Origin of the sequence: Paenibacillus sp. NPDC101420, assembly GCF_050277435.1 — a bacterium.
In the GTDB taxonomy this organism is placed as follows: Bacteria; Bacillota; Bacilli; order Paenibacillales; family Paenibacillaceae; genus Paenibacillus_AQ.
In genome coordinates, this window is record NZ_JBNNSE010000002.1 from 144879 (window position 1) to 165159 (window position 20281).

At 43.8% G+C, this 20281-nt stretch carries 16 protein-coding genes; 15 read left to right on the forward strand and 1 reads right to left on the reverse strand.

Going from position 1 to position 20281, the window contains the following annotated elements:
- Positions 1-137: 137 nt before the first annotated feature.
- From ACQKMP_RS09420 to ACQKMP_RS09460, 9 genes are all read left to right on the forward strand, one after another.
- On the forward strand, positions 138-569 hold the full coding sequence (locus ACQKMP_RS09420; protein WP_042190718.1) for a MarR family winged helix-turn-helix transcriptional regulator: 432 nt from the start codon (positions 138-140) through the stop codon (positions 567-569).
- Between the two features lie 18 nt (positions 570-587).
- Positions 588-1970, forward strand: a complete 1383-nt coding sequence (locus ACQKMP_RS09425; RefSeq protein WP_076300765.1) for an MATE family efflux transporter — start codon at positions 588-590, stop codon at positions 1968-1970.
- Between the two features lie 293 nt (positions 1971-2263).
- On the forward strand, positions 2264-3163 hold the full coding sequence (locus tag ACQKMP_RS09430; RefSeq protein WP_042190714.1) for a carbohydrate ABC transporter permease: 900 nt from the start codon (positions 2264-2266) through the stop codon (positions 3161-3163).
- 63 nt (positions 3164-3226) lie between these two features.
- Positions 3227-4009, forward strand: coding sequence for a carbohydrate ABC transporter permease (locus tag ACQKMP_RS09435; RefSeq protein WP_042194330.1), 783 nt, complete (start codon positions 3227-3229; stop codon positions 4007-4009).
- A gap of 139 nt (positions 4010-4148) precedes the next feature.
- Entirely contained in the window at positions 4149-5513 is a 1365-nt protein-coding gene (locus tag ACQKMP_RS09440) for an ABC transporter substrate-binding protein (RefSeq protein WP_405174790.1), read from the forward strand.
- Positions 5514-5618: 105 nt separating this feature from the next.
- On the forward strand, positions 5619-7418 hold the full coding sequence (locus tag ACQKMP_RS09445; RefSeq protein ID WP_256716403.1) for a cache domain-containing sensor histidine kinase: 1800 nt from the start codon (positions 5619-5621) through the stop codon (positions 7416-7418).
- Positions 7393-8991, forward strand: a complete 1599-nt coding sequence (locus ACQKMP_RS09450; protein ID WP_042190710.1) for a response regulator transcription factor — start codon at positions 7393-7395, stop codon at positions 8989-8991. The genes ACQKMP_RS09445 and ACQKMP_RS09450 overlap by 26 nt, the downstream gene beginning before the upstream one ends.
- A gap of 24 nt (positions 8992-9015) precedes the next feature.
- The gene (locus ACQKMP_RS09455; protein ID WP_427469281.1) at positions 9016-10890 is read left to right on the forward strand and encodes a DUF2264 domain-containing protein; all 1875 of its coding nucleotides are present in this window, start codon (positions 9016-9018) and stop codon (positions 10888-10890) included.
- A complete protein-coding gene (locus ACQKMP_RS09460; RefSeq protein WP_427469283.1) occupies positions 10871-11986 on the forward strand; it encodes a glycoside hydrolase family 88 protein in 1116 nt (371 codons plus the stop codon). Before ACQKMP_RS09455 ends, ACQKMP_RS09460 begins: the two co-directional genes overlap by 20 nt.
- A 174-nt stretch (positions 11987-12160) precedes the next feature.
- Here the strand turns inward: ACQKMP_RS09460 and ACQKMP_RS09465 are convergent, their stop codons facing one another.
- On the reverse strand, positions 12161-13171 hold the full coding sequence (locus ACQKMP_RS09465; protein WP_076284701.1) for a LacI family DNA-binding transcriptional regulator: 1011 nt from the start codon (positions 13169-13171) through the stop codon (positions 12161-12163).
- 345 nt (positions 13172-13516) lie between these two features.
- On the opposite strand from ACQKMP_RS09465, the gene ACQKMP_RS09470 reads away from it, so the two are divergent.
- From ACQKMP_RS09470 to ACQKMP_RS09495, 6 genes are read left to right on the forward strand one after another with little or no spacing between them, the layout of a single operon-like run.
- The gene (locus ACQKMP_RS09470; protein ID WP_339243014.1) at positions 13517-14830 is read left to right on the forward strand and encodes an ABC transporter substrate-binding protein; all 1314 of its coding nucleotides are present in this window, start codon (positions 13517-13519) and stop codon (positions 14828-14830) included.
- A 2-nt stretch (positions 14831-14832) separates the two neighbouring features.
- Positions 14833-15711 carry a carbohydrate ABC transporter permease gene (locus ACQKMP_RS09475; protein WP_179085781.1) on the forward strand — a complete coding sequence of 293 codons (879 nt, stop codon included), beginning with the start codon at positions 14833-14835 and terminating at the stop codon, positions 15709-15711.
- Entirely contained in the window at positions 15698-16537 is an 840-nt protein-coding gene (locus ACQKMP_RS09480) for a carbohydrate ABC transporter permease (protein WP_076284699.1), read from the forward strand. The genes ACQKMP_RS09475 and ACQKMP_RS09480 overlap by 14 nt, the downstream gene beginning before the upstream one ends.
- A 23-nt stretch (positions 16538-16560) precedes the next feature.
- Positions 16561-18216 (forward strand): alpha-glucosidase, encoded by a 1656-nt coding sequence (locus tag ACQKMP_RS09485; protein WP_427469284.1) that lies wholly within the window; start codon positions 16561-16563, stop codon positions 18214-18216.
- Between the two features lie 17 nt (positions 18217-18233).
- Entirely contained in the window at positions 18234-19178 is a 945-nt protein-coding gene (locus ACQKMP_RS09490) for an MTP-1 family protein (protein ID WP_427469285.1), read from the forward strand.
- Positions 19179-19214: 36 nt separating this feature from the next.
- On the forward strand, positions 19215-20276 hold the full coding sequence (locus tag ACQKMP_RS09495; RefSeq protein WP_042190695.1) for a BtaManbiosPhlase: 1062 nt from the start codon (positions 19215-19217) through the stop codon (positions 20274-20276).
- Positions 20277-20281: the final 5 nt, after the last annotated feature.

The window sequence follows — 20281 nt, forward strand, 5'->3', positions numbered from 1 at the left end:
ACCGCCGTCAATGTACTTACCTTAAAGGAAGAATAAAACCAGTTTATTTAGTTAGAATATTGACAGTTAGAGTTCTAACTATTATGATAATGATGTTACTTAGAGTTCTAACTAATACGAATGCGGAGGAAATAATAATGAGCAAACCCGTTGAAAATACACCATTTTCTAATTTGATTCGAGAGATCGGGATGAAACTAAAAAGTACAGCTGACGCCAGGCTGAATGAGCTAGGGCTGAATTCACAGCAAGGACGCATGATCGGTTATATTTTTGAGCATCAAGAAAAAGGTGTAATTCAAAAGGATTTGGCGGAAGTCTTTAATAGAAAAGGGGCGAGTATCACCAGCATGCTTCAAGGGTTAGAAAAGAAAGGCTATATCAAGCGTGTCACACCTGAAAATGATGAACGGCAGAAGAGCATTTTTGTTTTGGAAAAGGGCGCTCTTTTGGTCGAGGAGTTCAATGAGATTTTCTCAGGGGTAGAAGCAAGCATTACAAAAGCACTCAGTCCGGAAGAAACAGCAAACTTAAAGTCTTTACTGCAAAAAGTTAATTCAAGTCTATAAACGTTCGGAGGGTTAATCATGGAAACAGAAGTCTCCAATCAATATTATTTAGAATCGGCGCCGATCAAGAAGGCAATTGCTCATTTATCCATTCCTATGATGATCGGGATGTCTGTTGGTACCATCTATAATGTAATCAATGCTTATTTCATTGGCTTACTCCACAATACTAGTATGCTGACTGCCATTACGCTGGGTCTACCCATCTTCACAGTCCTTATGGCCTTTGGGAATATGCTTGGCGTAGGTGGCGGAACATTTATTACAAGGCTCGCGGGGCAAAAGGATACGGAGAAGGGAAAGAAGGTTGCCGGATACACTTTTTATGGAAGCATTATAGTGGGTATTCTTATTGCTCTAATAGCGATGTTAGCGATTGATCCAATTACGCGATTACTAGGCGCAGATGCTGCTACTCTAGACTTTACTAAGGCTTATGCTTTGACCCTTTTTGTCGGTGGATTTGCCATTGTGCTTAATTTTGCCTTGGAACAGCTAGTCCGTTCCGAAGGTGCCTCCAAAGAATCGATGTACGGTATCTTTATTAGTACGGCTTTAAGTTTAATTTTTGATCCACTCTTTATTCTTGTGCTGAAATGGCATGTGGCAGGTGCTGCGTTGGCGATGGTTTTAGCGAATGTGGGTTCCGCGATTTATTATGTCTATTTTTTAGAAACGAAAAGTGAGCATCTAAGAGGATTTTTGAAGCATTTCAAGATATCTGTTCGAGATCAATTAGAAGTATACAAAATAGGTGTATCAGAGTTATTGCAATTTAGTTTTGTGATTGTGAGCACGCTTTTGTTAAATAACTTCGCGATTCAATATGGAGAAAATGTGGTTGCCGGATTTGGTGTGGCCTTAAGAATTGTGCAAGTTCCGGAGTTCTTATCAATGGGCTTATTCTTAGGTTTGATTCCGCTATTTGCGTTTAACTTTGCTAGTCAAAATATGGCGAGACTTAAATCAACAATTAAACATGCTTTTGCCTATATCGGAGGTATTGCTTTTGTCTTTGTAGGTCTAGTGTTTCTGTTTAGAGGAACGATCCTGCACTTCTTCTCTAATGACCCTTCAGTGTTAAGTATGGGAACTTATATTTTGGTAGCCATGCTGATTTCTGCTTTATTTAATGGATTTACAGGTTTGTTTATGAGTATTTTTCAAGCGACAGGACAGGGAGTACCAACCAACATTATGGCCATCACACAAGGCGTATTGTTTATCCCTATGATTATCGTGTTACATTCTGTTTTTGGACTTCATGGCGTGATCTGGTCAATGACCATAACAGAAGTTATAACGAGCTTAATGGGCGTCATCTTGTTTGTGATTTTTAGTAAGAAGCTGAAAAGCACGGGTGGGGATGGAAAAGGTGTTGTAGAGGTTGCGTCCGTGTAAAACGATCTTTACTTTACGTGGAAAAATAGAAATGTAGTGGATGGCGGGAGCTTGGCTCGCGCTTTTTTTGCAAATATAAGAAAGTATAAGTTTTACAATATACTTTATGTCTTATATTTCTCGCATAAACGCCTTTGGCGTCCTTATAAGGACGCCAAAGGCGTTTATACTTGTTTGTCTAGAAAACTTCGCAACTAAAGGATCGGTAAAATTAGTTCCAAAATGAACAATTCTAGTTCTTATGATTACGGCTTACTTTTTCTACAATTATGGATAAGTAAAGGAGGAGAACTATGATACGAAAATTTCATCTTAAAATGGATACGCGCGAAGCAATCGCTGGGTATTTATTCGTCGCTCCACTGATGTTGGGGCTGATCATCTTGACGTTGATCCCAGTGCTGGGCTCACTGCTGTTAAGCTTCACGAACTGGAACTTTGTAGCTGGGTTAGGGGGGATTAAGTTTGCGGGCGTGGATAATTTCATAAGACTGTTTCATGATGATGCTTTTATGAAAAGCTTGCTGAACAATCTGCTCTTTATTATCACAGTACCGGTTACGATCATCGTTGCTCTGCTGTTAGCGATCCTGATTGATAAACAGGTGTTCCTGAAGGACTTGTTTAAAGTGATTTACTTCCTTCCCTACATCTCCAGTGTAGTTGCCATCGCTATGGTTTGGCAGGTAATGTTTCATCCCTCATTAGGACCTGTAAATCAATTCCTGATGTCACTGGGGTGGAGTAATCCGCCAAAATGGTTAGCTGATATCCATTATGCTTTGCCGTCGCTTATGTTGATCCAGATTTGGATTCAACTCGGTTACAACATTATTATTTTTATCGCTGGGTTACAGAGTATTCCGAAGGACCTTTATGAAGCAGCTGATATTGATGGGGCCAATAGCTGGCGGAAATTCCGCAATATCACGGTTCCCTGCATTTCGCCAACTACCTTTTTCCTGCTGGTTACAGGGGTCATTGGTTCATTTAAAATCTTCGATCTGATCCAAGTGCTGACACAGGGTGGACCGGCCAATTCCACGACCGTTATCGTTTATGAGCTATATGACACCGCCTTCAATCAATTGAAGACTGGTTATGCCTCTAGCATGGCACTTGTCCTGTTCCTCATCTGCCTGATCATTACAGCCCTGCAGATGTTAGCGCAAAAAAAATGGGTCAATTATTAAAGGCAGAAAGGAGAAATTACAGTGAGAAAAGAGCTTCTATCCAGAACGTTCTGGACAATCGCAATGGGACTGTTAGGTATCGCATTTCTTTTACCGTTTCTATGGATGTTATCCACTTCCTTTAAACTGGAGAAAGATGTGTTTGATTTTCCGATACAATGGCTGCCGCAGCAGTGGAACCTCATTGAGAATTATAAACAGGTTTGGTCAGGTGATTTCGCTCGTTATTACGGAAATTCCATTTATATTACGCTGGCAACGACTATAATTAATGTGCTGATATGCGCACTGGCTGCTTATGGGTTCTCCAAGCTGCGTTTTCCGGGTAGAGATGCGATGTTTGTAGTTGTATTGGCCCTTTACATGGTTCCTCCGCAGGCTTCGTTGGTTCCACAGTTTCTACTATTTAACTGGCTAAATCTGATTGATACGCATTTAGGATTGATCTTAATTAACAGCTTTAGTATTATCGGTGCGTTTATGCTCAAGCAATTTTTTATGGGGGTAAACAACGAGTATCTTGAATCGGCGCGGATGGATGGAGCAGGTCATTTTCGTTCTTTTCTACAAATTGCATTTCCGCTGATCCGTCCCGCTGTAGCTACTTACGCTATTCTGCGTTTTATCTGGACCTGGAACGACTATCAGTATCCACTCATTTTTTTGAAATCTAAAGAGCTGTTTACTATTCAGTTAGGTATTCGGTTGTTTGGGGACCAATACGGGGATGTTTATTCCCTCATGATGGCTGGTGCGGTATCTGCAATTCTGCCACTGCTGATTATTTTTGCTCTCGGTCAGAAGCAGGTTATTGAGGGAATTGCCCTCGGAGGCGTGAAAGGATAATAAAAGTCAAAATAGTTTCTCTTCGGTAGAATATGAGAACTTTCCTCGTCTATCCTGCATGTTAGGATGTTCTTGTAAGCAGTTACATAGCTTTGGCTGTAAAGCGAGGTATACCCAACACATTTATAGGAGGGTCTATATGAAAAAGAAATTATTATCCGTGCTTATGATCACATCTATGGCGTTGTCATTGGCCGCTTGCGGTGGAAATGCGAAAACAAATAATGCAGGAGCAACAGATGCGCCTGATGCTGGTGGAAATAAGGAGCCTGCAGCAGAGAAGGTTACGCTGAAGCTGAGTACCTGGCAGACGGAAGCCAAAGCGAAGTGGAGCACAATTATCGCAGAGTTTGAGAAGGCGCATCCCGACATTCATGTAGAAGTGGATCTACTGAATGAAAAAGGCGATTCTGTAGCCTCTATGCAGAAACTGGATTTGATGGCCGCTGCAAGTGACCCGCTGGATATTGTCGAACTGCCGTATACCAACTATTCGCAGCGTGCAGATATCGGTGTGTTAGCACCGATGGACGAATATATTCAGAAAGAAGGGTATAAGCTCTCCGATGAATATCTAGTGGACACTACGGTCAATGGCAAAGTCTATGCGTTACCGTCATCTATGCAGCGCTGGTTCGTGCTTCTTAACAAAGAAATGCTAGATGAGGCTGGTCTGCCGGTTCCAACCGATTGGACTTGGGCGGATTTCGAAGAGTATGCCAAGAAATTGACCAAGGGTGAGGGCGCAACGAAGCGTTTTGGCGCATATCTGCACAATTGGCCAGATTATTTCCAACTCCAGCTGATGAGTAAACCTGAGGATAATACTTTTCTAAAATCTGACGGAACCTCCAATGCCCTGGACCCGCAATTTAAGGCTAATCTGCAGATGATGAAGAAAATGATGTACGAAGATAAGAGTGCTACTCCTTACGAGGATATTATTTCGCAGAAGCTTGCCTACCGGAATCAGTATTTTAATGGTTTAGCAGCGATGCTTCCGATGGGTGACTGGATGGTTGCGGAATCGGGTGGAACGGATGCCATTCCAGCAACCTTCGTTACCGCGTTTGCGCCGATCCCTCGACTGGATAGTGAGAGCAAACATTACTCACCTGTTCAACCAACCTATATGGGGATCGCTGCTAAATCCAAGCATAAGGAAGCTGCTTACACCTTTGTACGCTGGTATACCTCAGAAGGACTGGAAATTGGCGGACGTGTCTTCTCTGGCTGGGCGAAGTCGGATACGAACAAATTGGTGGATACGATTGTGAGTGGTTCTAAGGATCCATCTATGATTGATGTTGAATCCCTGAAATATACGATGGAGAATTCGGCACCTGGTGCGACGCAAGTTCCGGCTAAATATGCGGATGAAGCTAAGAACAACGTTATTCCAGAAGCGGAAATGTATCTCCTTGGCCAACAGGATCTGGATGTCACCGTTACCAATATCGATAAGAAAATTTCGGAAGTCGTTCAGAACAACAGCGGAAAGTAGGCGGAGACTGATTGTACGCTTCCCCAAGGGGGCTTATAATGTGGGGGCAGGAAAGCATTTCTGCCTCCTGCTCCAAATTTAAAACAGATATGGGGCCTGTCATCCGTGTTTAGAAAGCATCAATCACTTCGAATGAAACTTGTCTGGTCTTCAATGATTTGCGTACTGATCCCGCTAGTCTGCATTTACATGGTTACAGATTATTTAACCCGGGATCTGATTCTGGAGAAGGCCGTTGGCAGCGCAAGAGAATCTCTCAATGCGTCCAGTGCCAATATGAATGCCATTTTTGAACAAACGCTGGAGCAGTCCAATTTTGTGCTTCAGAACAGTGAAATCAGGCAGATGATGTCTGCTGTTCCAGAGTCGCTCCATTCAGCGAAAGAGATCATCCAGTATAACCGTATGTCGCGGATGCTGGATGATATGTTCGTTCTTTCAGAGTATTTGAAAGTGACACTGATCGGTAAGAATGGATTTATTTATACGAGTTATCCTTATAGCGACTTTAATCCGAAAACCTTTTACAGCGAGCGTTGGATGTCACTATTGAAACAAACTCAGCCGATTTCGACTTTCTGGAGAGCGGAGCACGACACCTACTACAACTATTCTGATAAGGGCTCAGCCAATTGGGTAACTATTGCGAGACCTATACAATCGACCTCCAGCAGCACGATCGGATATATGATTATTAACATCAATGAGCGTAAACTCCGCCCTTATCTGAACAATGACAATGGCAAAGAGATGATGCTTTTGGATGACAAGGGAACTGTAGTCTCACATGCTGATCCAGCCCGAATTGGTGAAACAATGACGTGGTGGAAAAAGGAAGGTCGGCTTGATACTGTCGAGATCAGTGGGGAGAAATTTTTGTATGTTGACCAGGAGCTGAGCAGCAACAGATGGCAGATGGTGAGCATTATTCCTATGAAGGCGGCATTGTCAAAGAATAAACAGATTTTATTTATCAGCTTAGCCGTGCAAATTCTATTCTTTACCTTCTTTTCCGTTCTCTTAACCGTTCTAATCTCTAAGCTGACTCAGCCCATCGTGAAATTAAGTGCTTTTGTAAAGCGAATAGGTCGTGGTCAATTGGACGAACGTTCGCTAATCCGTGGGAATAATGAGGCGGCTCAACTGGCTCGTACCATCGACCAAATGCTAGATCGAATCGAGTCGATGATTGAACAAATCACCTATGAGCAAACAGGAAAAAGAAAAGCTGAACTGGAAATGCTGCAGGCACAGATCAATCCGCACTTTATGTTTAATCTGTTGAATTCGATCCGGTTAAATATTCTGATGCAAGGAGACAAGGAGAACGCCGAGTTGATTGGTTCGTTGTCGTCTTTGCTCCGTATGACCTTTAACAGAGACAATGAGTTTATCCCGCTTCGTGAGGAGACAGATACGATATCTCATTATGTGACTTTGATGAATTTTCGTCATGCCAATCAGGTCAGGCTGGAAATGAATTTAGCAGACGGAACTGCTGAAGCACTGGTGCCTCGGTTTATGATTCAGCCTATGATCGAGAATGCCATCATCCATGGTTTCGAGCAGTTTGGTGGTGAGATCTTTATTGAAGCTCGTATTATTGCAACTACAGGAACCTTGGTTATCACCATTAAGGATAATGGTATCGGAATGTCACAGGAGAATTTAAAAAGACTTCGTGAAACCGCATACAGTAGTGAGCAAATTGCAGAAGAGGACAGAAAAGGATTCTCAGGCATAGGCTTACGTAATGTGGCCCAACGCCTCAGTATGATTTATGGTGCTTCATTTAAGTTGAATATATCAAGCGAACCTGATGTGGGTACGGAGATTTGTTTGGAGTTTCCACTGAACTACGGAAAGGTGGGTATAGAGAATGCTGACGGCAATTTTGGTGGATGATGACTATCCGGTTATCCGTTATTTGTCGCAGGCCGTGTCATGGAGTGAGCTCGGGATTGAACTCACCGGATGTTATTATAGCGGTCTTGAGGCTTGGGAAAAAGCACGGCAGAATCCACCGGATCTGATTATCACCGATATTGGCATGCCTAAGATGAACGGACTGGAGATGCTTGAGAAATTCAGAGCGATGAAGCCCGGGATTCGTGCGATTATTCTGTCCTGCCACAACGAGTTCAAATACGCTCAGCAGGCGCTGAAATTAAACGTAGGAGAATATATTTTAAAAGAATCACTGAATATCGAGCAGCTGGAACATGCACTCAGAACACTTGTGAAGGAAGTGGGTCTGAACAGGCAGCAGCATACCGAGATGCAGGTATATAAGCAAAAGCAATCACAAAACCGTGCTGCGCTAAAAGAAAAGTTTCTAAAAGATACGTTATACCAATCTTGGGACAAGGTAGCTTGGATCGAGCAAGCCCGGTCAAACGGAATTATGATCCATGCCAAGACCTACATTCCAATGCTTATAGTGATTGACCGTCCAGAGGAAGCCTCACGGGTGCGGCGTATGAGTGAATATACGATTTCTTTTGCCGTCGAGAATATTATGCAGGAAGTGCTTGAGGCTGATCACAGTTTATTTATTTCGAGATACAGCCATAAGGAGATTGTTATTCTTTTCTGCAGCGATCAGTCTTCCAGAGACCACCAAGCGATCTATCATTCCATTCAAAATGCAGCCTCTGCAGTACAGAAATATCTCAAGCTGTCTGTCTCCTGCATATTTGGTGCTGAGGCGCGCAGTCCTGAGGAAATTCGCGGAACACTGCAGCGGATGCTAAAGGAGAAGATCCAGCGGTTTTATTTTCCGGCGGCGGGCATTCACCGTTTTGAAGAGATTAGCTTTTCGCGGGATGATATTTATGCCGAATATGGAAGTCTGTACGCTGTTATTAATGATGATATTGCCCTGAATAGGGAAACAGAGCTTCGTGTTCATGTAAAGGAATGGCGAGAATGGGTGGCAACGCAAAAGTTTCATCCAAATGAAGTTAAGGAATGTGTTCTCCGGTTGCTGATGGACTTGCAATTGAAGACGAAACAGCTGCTGCAGTCTCCATTGCCTATGGCGGAAGAAAAGCTGTTTAGCGTGGTGAGTGACATTGATACCCTCGAGCATTTGGAAGAGTGGTTAGTTCAGTACTTGGAAGAATTAGCGCGGAAAATAAGTATATTCTCTATTAAGTCCAAACGGAGCGAGGTTATTAAAGCCCAGCAGTTCGTGATCAGTCATGTAACGGAGAAAATAACGCTGGAGGACATGGCTGGACGCCTGAACTTGAATGCCAGCTATTTCAGCCGCTTGTTCAAACGGGAAACAAACCAGAATTTCATCGAATACGTAAACATGCTAAAGCTCCAGAAGGCAAAAGAGCTGCTTAATCAGTCTGGAAAGACTGTGGAAGAAATCTCCGAGTATCTGGGATATGCCAACAAAAGTTATTTTATCAAGCTGTTTAAACGGGAAATGGGCATGAGGCCCAGTGAATATGCGGCTTGGCATTAAGTTTGGATTGGAGGAACCATTACTGTGGAACTGAAGGGTACTAAAAATGAATTACAAATGTTCTTAAATGACCTATATGCTCCGCTGGAGAGTCGATTTACTTCTGGATGTGCAGGAATCGATATGGGAGCTACAGGATCAATATACAATGAAGCTACCGCGCTTATGGAAGCCTTCGCTCGTCCGTTATGGGGGCTTGTTCCCCATGCCAGCGGGGGAGGGGAGAGTGCGCTTTGGCCGATGTTCCTCGAGGGGATCGTCAATGGGACTGACCCTGAGCATGAAGAATACTGGGGTGAATTCTCGACTAAAGACCAGCGCATGGTGGAACAAGCTGTATTGGGACTGGGGCTTGCTCTTGCGCCGCATAAGCTGTGGGAGCCACTGAGTGATGTTCAGAAAATGCAGGTATATAACTGGTTGAACCAGATCAATCATGTGGATCGTTCGAACCCGAATAACTGGCTGATGTTCACGGTTCTTGTGAATGTGGGCTTTAAGAAAGTCGGATTGCCCTACGATCAAGAGATAATGAATCATTATTTGGAGAAGATTGATACCTACTACTTGAGTGATGGCTGGTATTCCGACGGGCTGACCGATCAGAGAGACTATTATATTGCTTTTGCTATGCATTATTATACGCTGATATATGCTAAATTGATGGCGGATGATGATCCTCAGAGGGCTGCAGTTTACCGGGAAAGATCCGCACAATTTGCCAAAGATTTTATGTATTGGTTTGCTGAGGACGGAAGTGCGATTCCTTTCGGACGTAGTCTGACCTATCGTTTTGCGCAGGTCTCTTTCTGGAGTGCGCTGGTGTATGCCGAGGTCCTTCCTTTTTCATATGGCGTTCTCAAAGGAATTATAATGCGTCATTTTCGTTGGTGGTTTGAGAAGCCTATTATGGGAATAGACGGATTACTAAGTATCGGATATGCGTACCCGAATCTGGTAATGACGGAGAACTACAATGCCCCCGGATCACCGTATTGGGCCTTTAAAGCTATGCTTATTCTTGCCTTGCCGGACGATCATCCTTTTTGGCAAGCGGAAGAAGAACCACTGCCTGTATTGAAAGATCAACTGCCGCTTCAAGAGGCGCGTATGCTGGTGAGTCGTCCAGAAGGAAATAAGCATGTTATTGCCTATACCTCTGGTCAGATGGCTAACTTTGATATGGCCCATAGCGCAGCTAAATATTCCAAGTTTGCTTACTCCACGCTGTTCGGATTCAGTGTGCCGAAGGCGGGTTATGGCTTAGTTCAAGGCGCTTACGACTCTACATTAGCATTGTGTGAATGCGATGAGCATTACCGGGTACGCAGATTCTGCGAGACGTGGGAAATTGGAGAGAATTATGTATATTCACGCTGGCATCCCTGGAGCGATGTACATGTGAAGACATGGATTATACCAGCGGGTCTGTGGCATGTCCGTATTCACAGCATTCACAGCGCCCGGTGTCTCGACGTAGCGGAGGGTGGATTTGCCATTGGCCAGTCTGCTGGCTTCTCACGCAGTGATCGGGAAACCATTCATGTATCTAACACTGCTGTCTCGGTGCAATTGCCTTGGGGAATCAGTGCCATACATATGCTAAACGGTTTTGACCGGGGAGAATGCGTGCTACCCGAACCGAATACTAATCTGCTGAAGCCTCGGACGTTTCTTCCGAGCTTGATCTCCAGATTGGAGCCGGGAGATCATGTATTAATATCTGCAGTCTTCGGAGCTACGAATACCCCAGAGAACCAGGAGAGTCTGTCATCACCGCCGATTATTCAGCGGCAGTCGGACGGAAGGATTGTTATCTACGATCCTCGTAACCAAGCAGTACTTCATACAGTTGATTTATCGGAAAGGAGAGACAAAGATGTGGACAACGGCAATTGAGGATGCTATTCGCAAGATCGAGAGTAATATCGCGGGCCATCCGGGCAAACTGCCTCATATCGCTGAGGGGCAACAATACGAATGGGGAGACAATGACGATTGGATAGAGGGATTCTATGTTGGTATGATGTGGCTTGCTTATGAATATAGCAAAGATTCATTCTATAAGGAGGCGGCAGCTTCTTGGTTAGGAGACTTTAAGCATCGTCTGGATCATCACATCGCCCTGGACCATCATGATATTGGCTTTTTGTACTCACTGACTGCAGTAGCAGAGTGGAAAATAACAGGCAGCGAAGAAGCCCGAGCTGTCGGTCTACAGGCTGCGGATACACTATGCAAGCGCTGGCGTGAAAACGCTGGAATCCTCCAGGCCTGGGGTTTAGAGAGTGACCCCGAGAATGCGGGACGTATCATTATTGACTGCTTGATGAATTTGCCTCTGCTGTTCTGGGCTGCGGAGGAAACGGGGGACAATCGCTATTATGATATAGCACTCGAACATGCGTTAAAGAGCCGGAAATTTCTTGTGCGTGGGGATGCTTCCTCTTATCATACTTTTTACTTTGATCCAGCTACAGGAAGTGCAATTCGTGGAGGAACACATCAAGGCTATGAGGATGGATCGACCTGGACACGTGGTCAAGCGTGGGGAATATACGGATTTGCCCTGGCTTATCGTTATACACGAGAGGAAGACTTTCTTAATACCTCTAAAAGTCTGGCTCATTACTTTATCAGCCATCTTCCAGAGGATAATGTGGCGTATTGGGATTTTGATGTGCCGATGGAAGCGAGTACTCCTCGTGACAGCTCGGCTTCAGCCATTGCGGCTTCCGGTCTTTTGGAGCTGCTGGATCTTCTGGACGCAGATGACCCGGATCGTGCTATTTATGAAGCAGCCTTACTCCGCAGCATGAAATCCTTAGCAGAACATTATGCGACATCCGGAAATCCGGAGGCGGAGGGGCTTCTAAAGCATGGTTCCTATCATGTCAGAGGTGGACGTGTGCCTGATGGCCATATGATTTGGGGAGACTATTATTATTTGGAAGCGCTGATCCGCATGCAGACCGGAATCCGAGGATATTGGTAGTAGGATGAATGGAACAACGGTCCATTCACGTAGTGACCACAACGAGCGTCAACATACATCCTAATCTGAAAGTAAAGGGAGAGTTCCACAGCCATTTCATGGCTTGTGGGACCCTCCCTTTTTGTATGTGCGTGTATTTATTCTCCATACAACATTCCTGTCTATATGAACTGATTATGTATTTGGATGTTGTGTGGATTCCCGAATGATCAGATGGGTAGGAAGGAGAACTTCTATAAAAGGCTCCTCGGGATGATCAATGCGCCAGAAGAGTTGTTCTATAGCTTTTCGTCCAAAGTAAGACAAATCTACATCCATCGTTGTAGTCAAAGGAGTTGTTATCCGCGATAACTGTCCATTATCAAAGCTCACAATAGATACATCTTGGGGAATCTGATACCCAAGCTTGTACATCACGGAATTGATTAAGAACCCAAAGCCGTCATTGACACAGAACCAAGCCGTAGGCTGCTTATCCAACTTTTGTACAGCGTTGAACACATCATCCATTTCTTCAATGGCACGATCGAACACCCATATTGGGTTGTATTCAATGGCAGATTGGTATAGAGCCAGGCGATAACCTTCTAAACGCTCGTAATAGCTTGGTGAGAATTGAATATTGCCGATGAAGCCAATACGGGTATGTCCCAATTCAATTAAATGCTGCACCGCTGTATAAGCGGCATAACGATTATTGGTAAGAATACTATCGGCCTTAAGATCAGGGTGATGGTGATCAATTAACACGGTGGGAATCCCTGTGCCCGTCACTGCTTGAATATATGGGGTCGTAATATGGGACAGAATCAAGATTCCTTCTACGGAAGGATCAAATAATATAGGAGGCAGAATCAATTGTTCGGAAGCGTGATGATCAATAGATTGAATAACCATACGCTTATTTCGCTTCGCTGCTTCCTTCTCAATACTCAAATAAATTTCTCCAAAAAAGTTACGTTTGGAAAATGCAAATTCTGATGCCAAAATGACAAAGGTTCCAGCTTCTTCTTCTGTGCTTTTGCGCCCTCGCGAATAGGTGTAACCCATTTCATTCGCAGTATCGATAATTAATTGTCTCGTTTCCTCACTCACACCGTCTTTACCGGACAGAGCCTGAGAAACAGAGTTCTTCGATATATTCAATCGATCGGCGATATCTTGCATTGTTACCTTCACCTTCATGCGAAGATACGTCCTTTCTAATTAGAAGTGTAATGAATATTCTTCCATACTGTCTCTCATAATACTAAAGATTATGCTGTAAAACTACATTACAACTATAAATTATTTTAACATTACAAACTATTTAAGTAAAGTTAATTTGTAATGTGATTAATTGTGTCTTTTTCATTAATACTCGAATAACAGGTTGACATTTTCTCTAAAAACTATAATAATAGCAATTGTAACGCTTACAAAGCCGCTTACAGGTATACATTTATCTAATTTTGTAACGTTACAAAATTATATCTAGGAATTACAAAATGCTGCACTGATGTGCATCGATACTCAGGGAGGGTTTATTTTATGAAGAAGAAGCTTTCAGTAATGCTTGCACTTACGCTTGTATTCACGATTCTTGCCGGTTGTGGATCAAAGAGCAGTAATTCAGGCACTTCAGCAGATGGAGTAACAACTATTGAGTTCTGGGCTGCACCTAACCCGACTCAACAAGCATATTGGCAGAAAATCGCCAAAGAGTATGAGACTGTTAACCCTAAGGTGAAAATTAACGTAAGTGCGATCAAGGAGTCCCCTACTTCTGAGGCAAGTATTCAAGCCGCAATCGCGGGTGGAAGCGCTCCGACGATGACTGAGAACATTAGCCGTGGTTTTGCAGCACAACTTGCAAACAGTAAAGCGTTAGTTCCATTAGATACGATTGCTGGCTTCAATGATATTGTGACAAAACGTAATATGACCAAAACGATTGAGCCTTGGGAATTTGCCGATGGCCATCAATATGTTCTTCCAATCTACTCCAATGCAATGTTGTTCGGATGGAGAACGGATATTTTGAGAGAAGCTGGTGTAAACGAAGTTCCAAGAACATACAGTGAAGTGATTGAGGCAACGAAAAAATTAAAAGCAAAATACCCAGATAAATATCTTTGGGCGAAACCTGACTTAGCAGACCCTACCTCTTGGAAAAGATGGTTCGACTTCTTTATGCTGTACAATGCAGCTTCAGATGGCAACAAATTCATTGAAGGCAGCCAATTTGTTGGCGATGAAAAAGCTGGTGTAGACGTTCTTACTTTCGTGGACAATCTTCGTAAGGAGAAAGGGCTGTTGTCTCAGAATGTAACAGAACCTTTTGAAAATGGAGTGGGCGTATTTACGGATGTAGGACCTTGGACATTCAGCACATGGGCTGAGAAATATCCAGAGCTTCAGTACAAGGAGAACTTTGAAGTAACATTGCCTCCTGTTCCTGACGGTATGGATCCAGCGAATGCAAAAACATTTGCGGATGCTAAAGGAATTGTTATCTATGCATCGGCAAGTCCAGAGCAACAAGCTGCTGCAATAGAATTCATCAAGTGGGTATATTCGGATGACAAAAACGATGTTGCCTTTTTCCAAGAAACTAACTTGCCTCCAGCACGTGATGATGTAGGTACAAATGAAGTGTTTAAACCAGTATTTGAAAAAACGCCTGTATTGCAAGAGTATGCAAAAGCAATCCCGAATGCTGTTCCATCCATGGACAATCCGAAATTCAACGAATTGCAAACCTTTATTGGTCAAGAGGCCTTTAACAAAATCGTTCGTGGTGAGATTGATCCAAAAACGGGTTGGGACAATATGAAGAAGGCGATTGAAGGGGAACTTCAATAATGATTGAAAAAAATAATAATCGGTTAGGCTGGCTTTTTGCCAGCCCTTACCTTATTTTTTCGACTGTGTTTTTCTTGGGCCCGCTTATTTGGTCTCTATATTTGTCTTTTACTAACTGGGACTTGATTTCACCGACTTATGATTTTGTAGGATTCAAGAATTTTACCAAAGCATTAGGCACACCAGGGGTAAGATCGGCATTTTGGGTAACGTACAAATTTATGATCGTATTTGTACCGATTGTCACAGCCATGTCGCTTTTTGTAGCGGTAATTGTAAAAGGCTTACCTAAATTAAAAACCGTATTTCTTATTGGATTCTTCTTGCCTTACCTATCCTCAGGGGTTGTTGCATCCCTTATTGTTAAAGGCTTTTTGTCACATACAAGTCCTGTTCAAACGTTTCTAAGGGATCGGTTAGGTCTTGATATTGACTGGCTCGGGGGATCTTTCTCGGCATTGTTCGTCGTTGCGATGATTATGGCTTGGAAATTTACAGGTTACTATGCGTTAATTCTTACTTCAGGTTTAGAGAGCATTGATCAGGAAGTATATGAAGCAGCGGCAATTGATGGCGTGAAGGACAGCCAAAGGTTCTGGAGAATTACGTTGCCTTTGCTTTACCCTGCGATTTATACAACCTTAATTTTATCCTTTGGTGCAACATTCGGTATCTTTACTGAGGTCTACCAATTAACAGGCGGCGGACCGAACTATGCAACGAATACATGGCAAATGGAAATATACAGTCAGGCATTTAAGAACCTGCAGGCAGGTTACGCATCAGCTATCGCGATTATGGCTGCGGTTGCGACATTTATATCTATATTCGTAATCCGAAAAATTCTGGAAATGTGGGGTAAGCGCAATGGTTGGGTCTAATTCAAACATCAAGCTCCGGCTGTCGATCCGCTATCTGATTGCGATCGTACTGCTCGTGATTATGGTATTCCCCTATTTATATATGGTATTGAACTCACTTGCAGATTGGTCACAGGTAGACCGGAAGCTGATACCGACGAAATTTACGCTGCGCTCGTATCAATGGCTCTTTACAGGTGGTGAGACCGGGATTACAAGACCATGGATTCACGCCTTCTTTAACAGTGTGTTCGTTTCCCTGGTATCTACAGCCTTAATGATGATGTTCGCGATTATGGTCGCTTATGCGTTGGCGAAGCTGAAATTCCGCGGGAGAGACTCTATTAACAACTTTGTGTTGTTTCATATGTTCTTTCCGGCAATCATTCTGATCATCCCTAACTTTTTGATTATTCAAAAAGTAGGACTGTTCGATACGTATTGGGCGCTCATTATTCCCAAGGCGATGAGTTTATGGGGGATCTTCATGTACACCAACTTCTTTAAGGCGGTACCCGACGCTTTCATTGAAGCTGCCAAGCTGGATGGGGCATCCGATTTCAAAATCCTGTATAAGATTATGATGCCGATGTCGAAGTCCATTACGACCGTTGTATTCCTATTCCTGCTAATGGAACGCTGGACAGAGCTCCTATGGGATATGATCGTCGTCCGAAGTGACGGCATGTTAACATTGAACGTTTTATTATCTCAAATGTTCGGTCCGTATCAATCGTATCCGGGTCCGATGTATGCCGGTGCAGTGATGCTCACCTTGCCAATCATTATTTTGTTCATTATTTTCGGCAAGAAGTTCCAGGAAGGCATGCAATTTAACTTGAAATAGGTCTGCACAGGAGGGGTTATCGGTTGGAACAGCCTTGGTGGAAAGGGACGGTATTCTATGAAGTGTATATGCCAAGCTTCTGTGATAGTAACGGGGATGGGATTGGTGATTTCGACGGTCTTACTTCCAAGCTGGATTATTTGCGGGAACTTGGCATTGGGGGGATTTGGCTAACGCCGTTCTATAAGTCTCCAAAAGTAGATAACGGGTATGACATTGCAGATTATTGTCAGATTGATCCAGACTTTGGAACGATGGAAGATTTCGAACGGTTTATTCAGGAAGCGAAGGCTCGCGGGATCAGAGTGATTGCCGATCTTGTCCTGAATCATACGTCTTCAGAGCATGCATGGTTCAAGGAATCCCGATCTTCAAGGACGAACCCGAAGCGGGATTGGTACATTTGGAAGGATGCTGTGAACGGCAGCGTACCTAATAACTGGGAATCGTTTTTTGGTGGAACCGCGTGGGAATGGGATGCTGCAACAGAACAGTATTACTATCATGGGTTTGCGAAAGAACAGGTCGATTTGAACTGGGCGAATCCCGAAGTTAAAGAAGCGATGAAGGATGTTATGGCTTATTGGCTGGGCAAAGGCGTAAGTGGCTTCCGGTTAGATGTTATCAACTTCTTATCGGTGTCCGATCAATTCCCGGATAACCCGATGGATGAAGTAACGGGTGAGCAGAAGCATGTACATGATCAGAATCAAGATGGAATTATGGATGCCATCAAGGAAATTAGCAGGTTTGTTCATGCGCATAGCGGAATGTTCATGGTAGGTGAAGTCGGCTCTGAAGATATGGACATGCTGAAGCGTTACAGCGGAACGGGTAAGTTTGATGTGGTCTTTAACTTTAATCTGGGAAGCCAGAAGGAATTTAGTCCAGAGAATTTGTTCGCCGAGCTTAAGATGATGGAGCAGGTACACCGTGAGGATCAGATTCCAACGTTATTCTTCGGCAGTCATGATATGGATCGCGTGATTTCGCGTTTTGGCGAAGGGGACGCGGAGATTGAGGAAGAACGGGCCCGCCTTATGGCAACGCTGGCCTTGACCGCAAAAGGGGTACCTTTCCTATATTTCGGTGAAGAGATTGGGATGCGGAATTTCGTAGCCCATAAGCTGGAAGAGATGCGGGACATCCAAGGATTGAAGGCATATGAAATCGCACTACAGCGGGGGATAACCCGGGCGGAAGCCCTGAAAATTGCGAATGCAAAGGGAAGAGATGCGTCTCGCTCACCAATGCAATGGAACGCAAGTCCACATGGCGGGTTTACGTCAGGAACACCATGGATTGGCATGGGCCCAAATTATCAGCAATTAAACGTGGAGTCCGAATGCAATCAACCGAATTCATTATTACATTATTATAAAAAGCTTCTCCACTTGCGCAATACACAGGATGTATTTCAATTCGGGGATTATGACGTGCTGGAACGCAGAGGCAATCTTATTTTATATGTAAGAACATTGAAAGAAACCAATACCAGAGCGCTCGTAGCCTTGAATTACGATAATCAGAGCATACAGATTGATCCTAGTGAGCTGCTGGATGGGCAAGCAACTAATATATTATCAAGCCGCCGAGACATAGTGAGCGGTACAGACTTGGTAACTCTGTTGCCGAATGAAGCCGCAATATGGATGCGTGCGCCGCTATTATTTGACTAGAGAGGAATTTTATTATTATGAAACTGCTCAAGAATGCTGTGAAGACATGTGAACAACTGCTCATGGAATACGCGATGAAAGACGTATCCGTAACCAATACACAGAAATTAACATTCACAGGTGTAGATCATAAAGATGTCTACAATATTACAGTTCCATTCCAAGATGAGGGTGAGTGGGTGATTGCGGGTCGGGTTGAATCCCGTGACAGCGAGCATTCCGATGTCGTTTTTTTTGTCGAACGTGATGGACAATGGGTACCCCGTGAAGGAGCGCCTACCCTTGAACTTCAAGATCCTTTTTTCACGAAAATTAATGGCGAATTGATAGTTGGAGGCGTTCAAATTTATCCACATCCGGTAAAGGCTGATGCCTTAATGTGGCGTACAGTATTCTACCGCGGGAAGAACATCGCGAGCTTAGAACCATTCTTTAAAGGACCGGATGGCATGAAAGATCTGCGCCTAGTGGATCTGAAAGATAGCATCGGAGTACTGACCCGCCCTCAAGGAGATAAAGGAGGACGCGGTAAAATCGGCTTTACCCGCATTGCATCGTTAGAAGCGTTATCCATTCCATTGATCGAAGAAACACCGTTATTGGATGGACAGTTTGTTGATGAAGAGTGGGGCGGTGCGAATGAAGCACACTTGCTAAAGAACGGACTGCTCGGTGTTCTTGGGCATATCGCATCTTTTGATGATTCGGGCGATCGTCACTATTACCCGATGGTATTCGCTATCGATCCGGCAACAGGTGAGTACTCGGATATTCAATTAATCGCTGTACGCAATCAGTTCTTGCCAGGCGTTGCCAAACGTTCTGATTTGGAGGATGTTGTGTTCAGCGGCGGGCTCGTACGTCATGAGGACGGTACAGCTAATATATATGCAGGAATCAGCGATGCGGAAGCACAACGAGCAACAATCCCTGATCCTTTTGCTCAATTTGAAATTTTATAAGTATGAAATCCATTTGGTTAAGGGAGTTATTACAACATGAAAATCTATCGTTATGAACAAAATCCACTTATTACACCGGCGGACGTTAAGCCGTATCACGATGACTTTGAAGTGATTGGTGCATTTAATGCCGGTATTGCTAGCTATAATGGTGAAATATTAATGTTTCTCCGTGTAGCAGAACGCCCAATTAGCAAGGATCCAAAAATTGTGAAAGCTCCGATTTATAATCCGGAGACCAATGAATTGGATATTTTGGATCTGAATACAGATGATGAGCGCTTCGACTTCTCTGATCCGCGTGTGATTAAGAATAAATCCGCTAGTGCTACATTTCAGTACTTGACTTCATTATCTTATATCCGAATCGCTCGAAGTAAGGATGGACATCATTTTACGGTGGATGAGAAGCCATTTGTGTACCCTTCCAATTCACTGGAGACCTTCGGGGTAGAAGATCCTCGGGTAACCCAAATTGGGGATACCTACTATATTTATTTCTCGGCAGTCTCCCCTGTGGGCGTTGGAGAATCGCTGGTATCAACTAAAGATTTCGTGAATGTAACTCACCACGGCATGATCTTTGGGCCGGATAATAAAGACGTATTGATTTTCCCAGAGAAAATTAACGGCAAATATTATGCATTGCACCGTCCAACAACGAAAAGTACGGGAGATCCGGAAATATGGATCGCAGAATCGGACAACTTATTATATTGGGGTAACCATAAGCATCTGATCGGTTTGCGTGAGGGGATGTGGGATAGCGGCCGGATTGGCGGCGGTGCGGTTCCATTCAAGACCGAGAAAGGCTGGCTGGAGCTGTATCATGGAGCCACGCTGGAACATCGTTATTGCATGGGAGCAGTTTTGTTAGATCTAAATGACCCCTCGAAGGTGATTGCGCGCTCCAATGCTCCTATCATGGAGCCGGAAGCGGATTATGAGAAGAACGGATTCTTCGGCGATGTTGTATTCTCTTGCGGTGCACTCGTGGAAGGCGATGTTGTTAAAATGTATTACGGAGTCGCGGATACATCAATGGCTTGCGCAGAACTTAGTGTACAAGAAATTTTAGATAGCTTGATATACGTATAACAATA

Bases quoted from the DNA above. Each gene is read 5' to 3' on its own strand.
- ACQKMP_RS09420 (WP_042190718.1), top strand. From the start codon at position 138: ATGAGCAAACCCGTTGAAAATACACCATTTTCTAATTTGATTCGAGAG.
- ACQKMP_RS09425 (WP_076300765.1), top strand. From the start codon at position 588: ATGGAAACAGAAGTCTCCAATCAATATTATTTAGAATCGGCGCCGATC.
- ACQKMP_RS09430 (WP_042190714.1), top strand. From the start codon at position 2,264: ATGATACGAAAATTTCATCTTAAAATGGATACGCGCGAAGCAATCGCT.
- ACQKMP_RS09435 (WP_042194330.1), top strand. From the start codon at position 3,227: ATGGGACTGTTAGGTATCGCATTTCTTTTACCGTTTCTATGGATGTTA.
- ACQKMP_RS09440 (WP_405174790.1), top strand. From the start codon at position 4,149: ATGAAAAAGAAATTATTATCCGTGCTTATGATCACATCTATGGCGTTG.
- ACQKMP_RS09450 (WP_042190710.1), top strand. From the start codon at position 7,393: ATGCTGACGGCAATTTTGGTGGATGATGACTATCCGGTTATCCGTTAT.
- ACQKMP_RS09460 (WP_427469283.1), top strand. From the start codon at position 10,871: ATGTGGACAACGGCAATTGAGGATGCTATTCGCAAGATCGAGAGTAAT.
- ACQKMP_RS09465 (WP_076284701.1), bottom strand. From the start codon at position 13,171: ATGAAGGTGAAGGTAACAATGCAAGATATCGCCGATCGATTGAATATA.
- ACQKMP_RS09470 (WP_339243014.1), top strand. From the start codon at position 13,517: ATGAAGAAGAAGCTTTCAGTAATGCTTGCACTTACGCTTGTATTCACG.
- ACQKMP_RS09480 (WP_076284699.1), top strand. From the start codon at position 15,698: ATGGTTGGGTCTAATTCAAACATCAAGCTCCGGCTGTCGATCCGCTAT.
- ACQKMP_RS09490 (WP_427469285.1), top strand. From the start codon at position 18,234: ATGAAACTGCTCAAGAATGCTGTGAAGACATGTGAACAACTGCTCATG.
- ACQKMP_RS09495 (WP_042190695.1), top strand. From the start codon at position 19,215: ATGAAAATCTATCGTTATGAACAAAATCCACTTATTACACCGGCGGAC.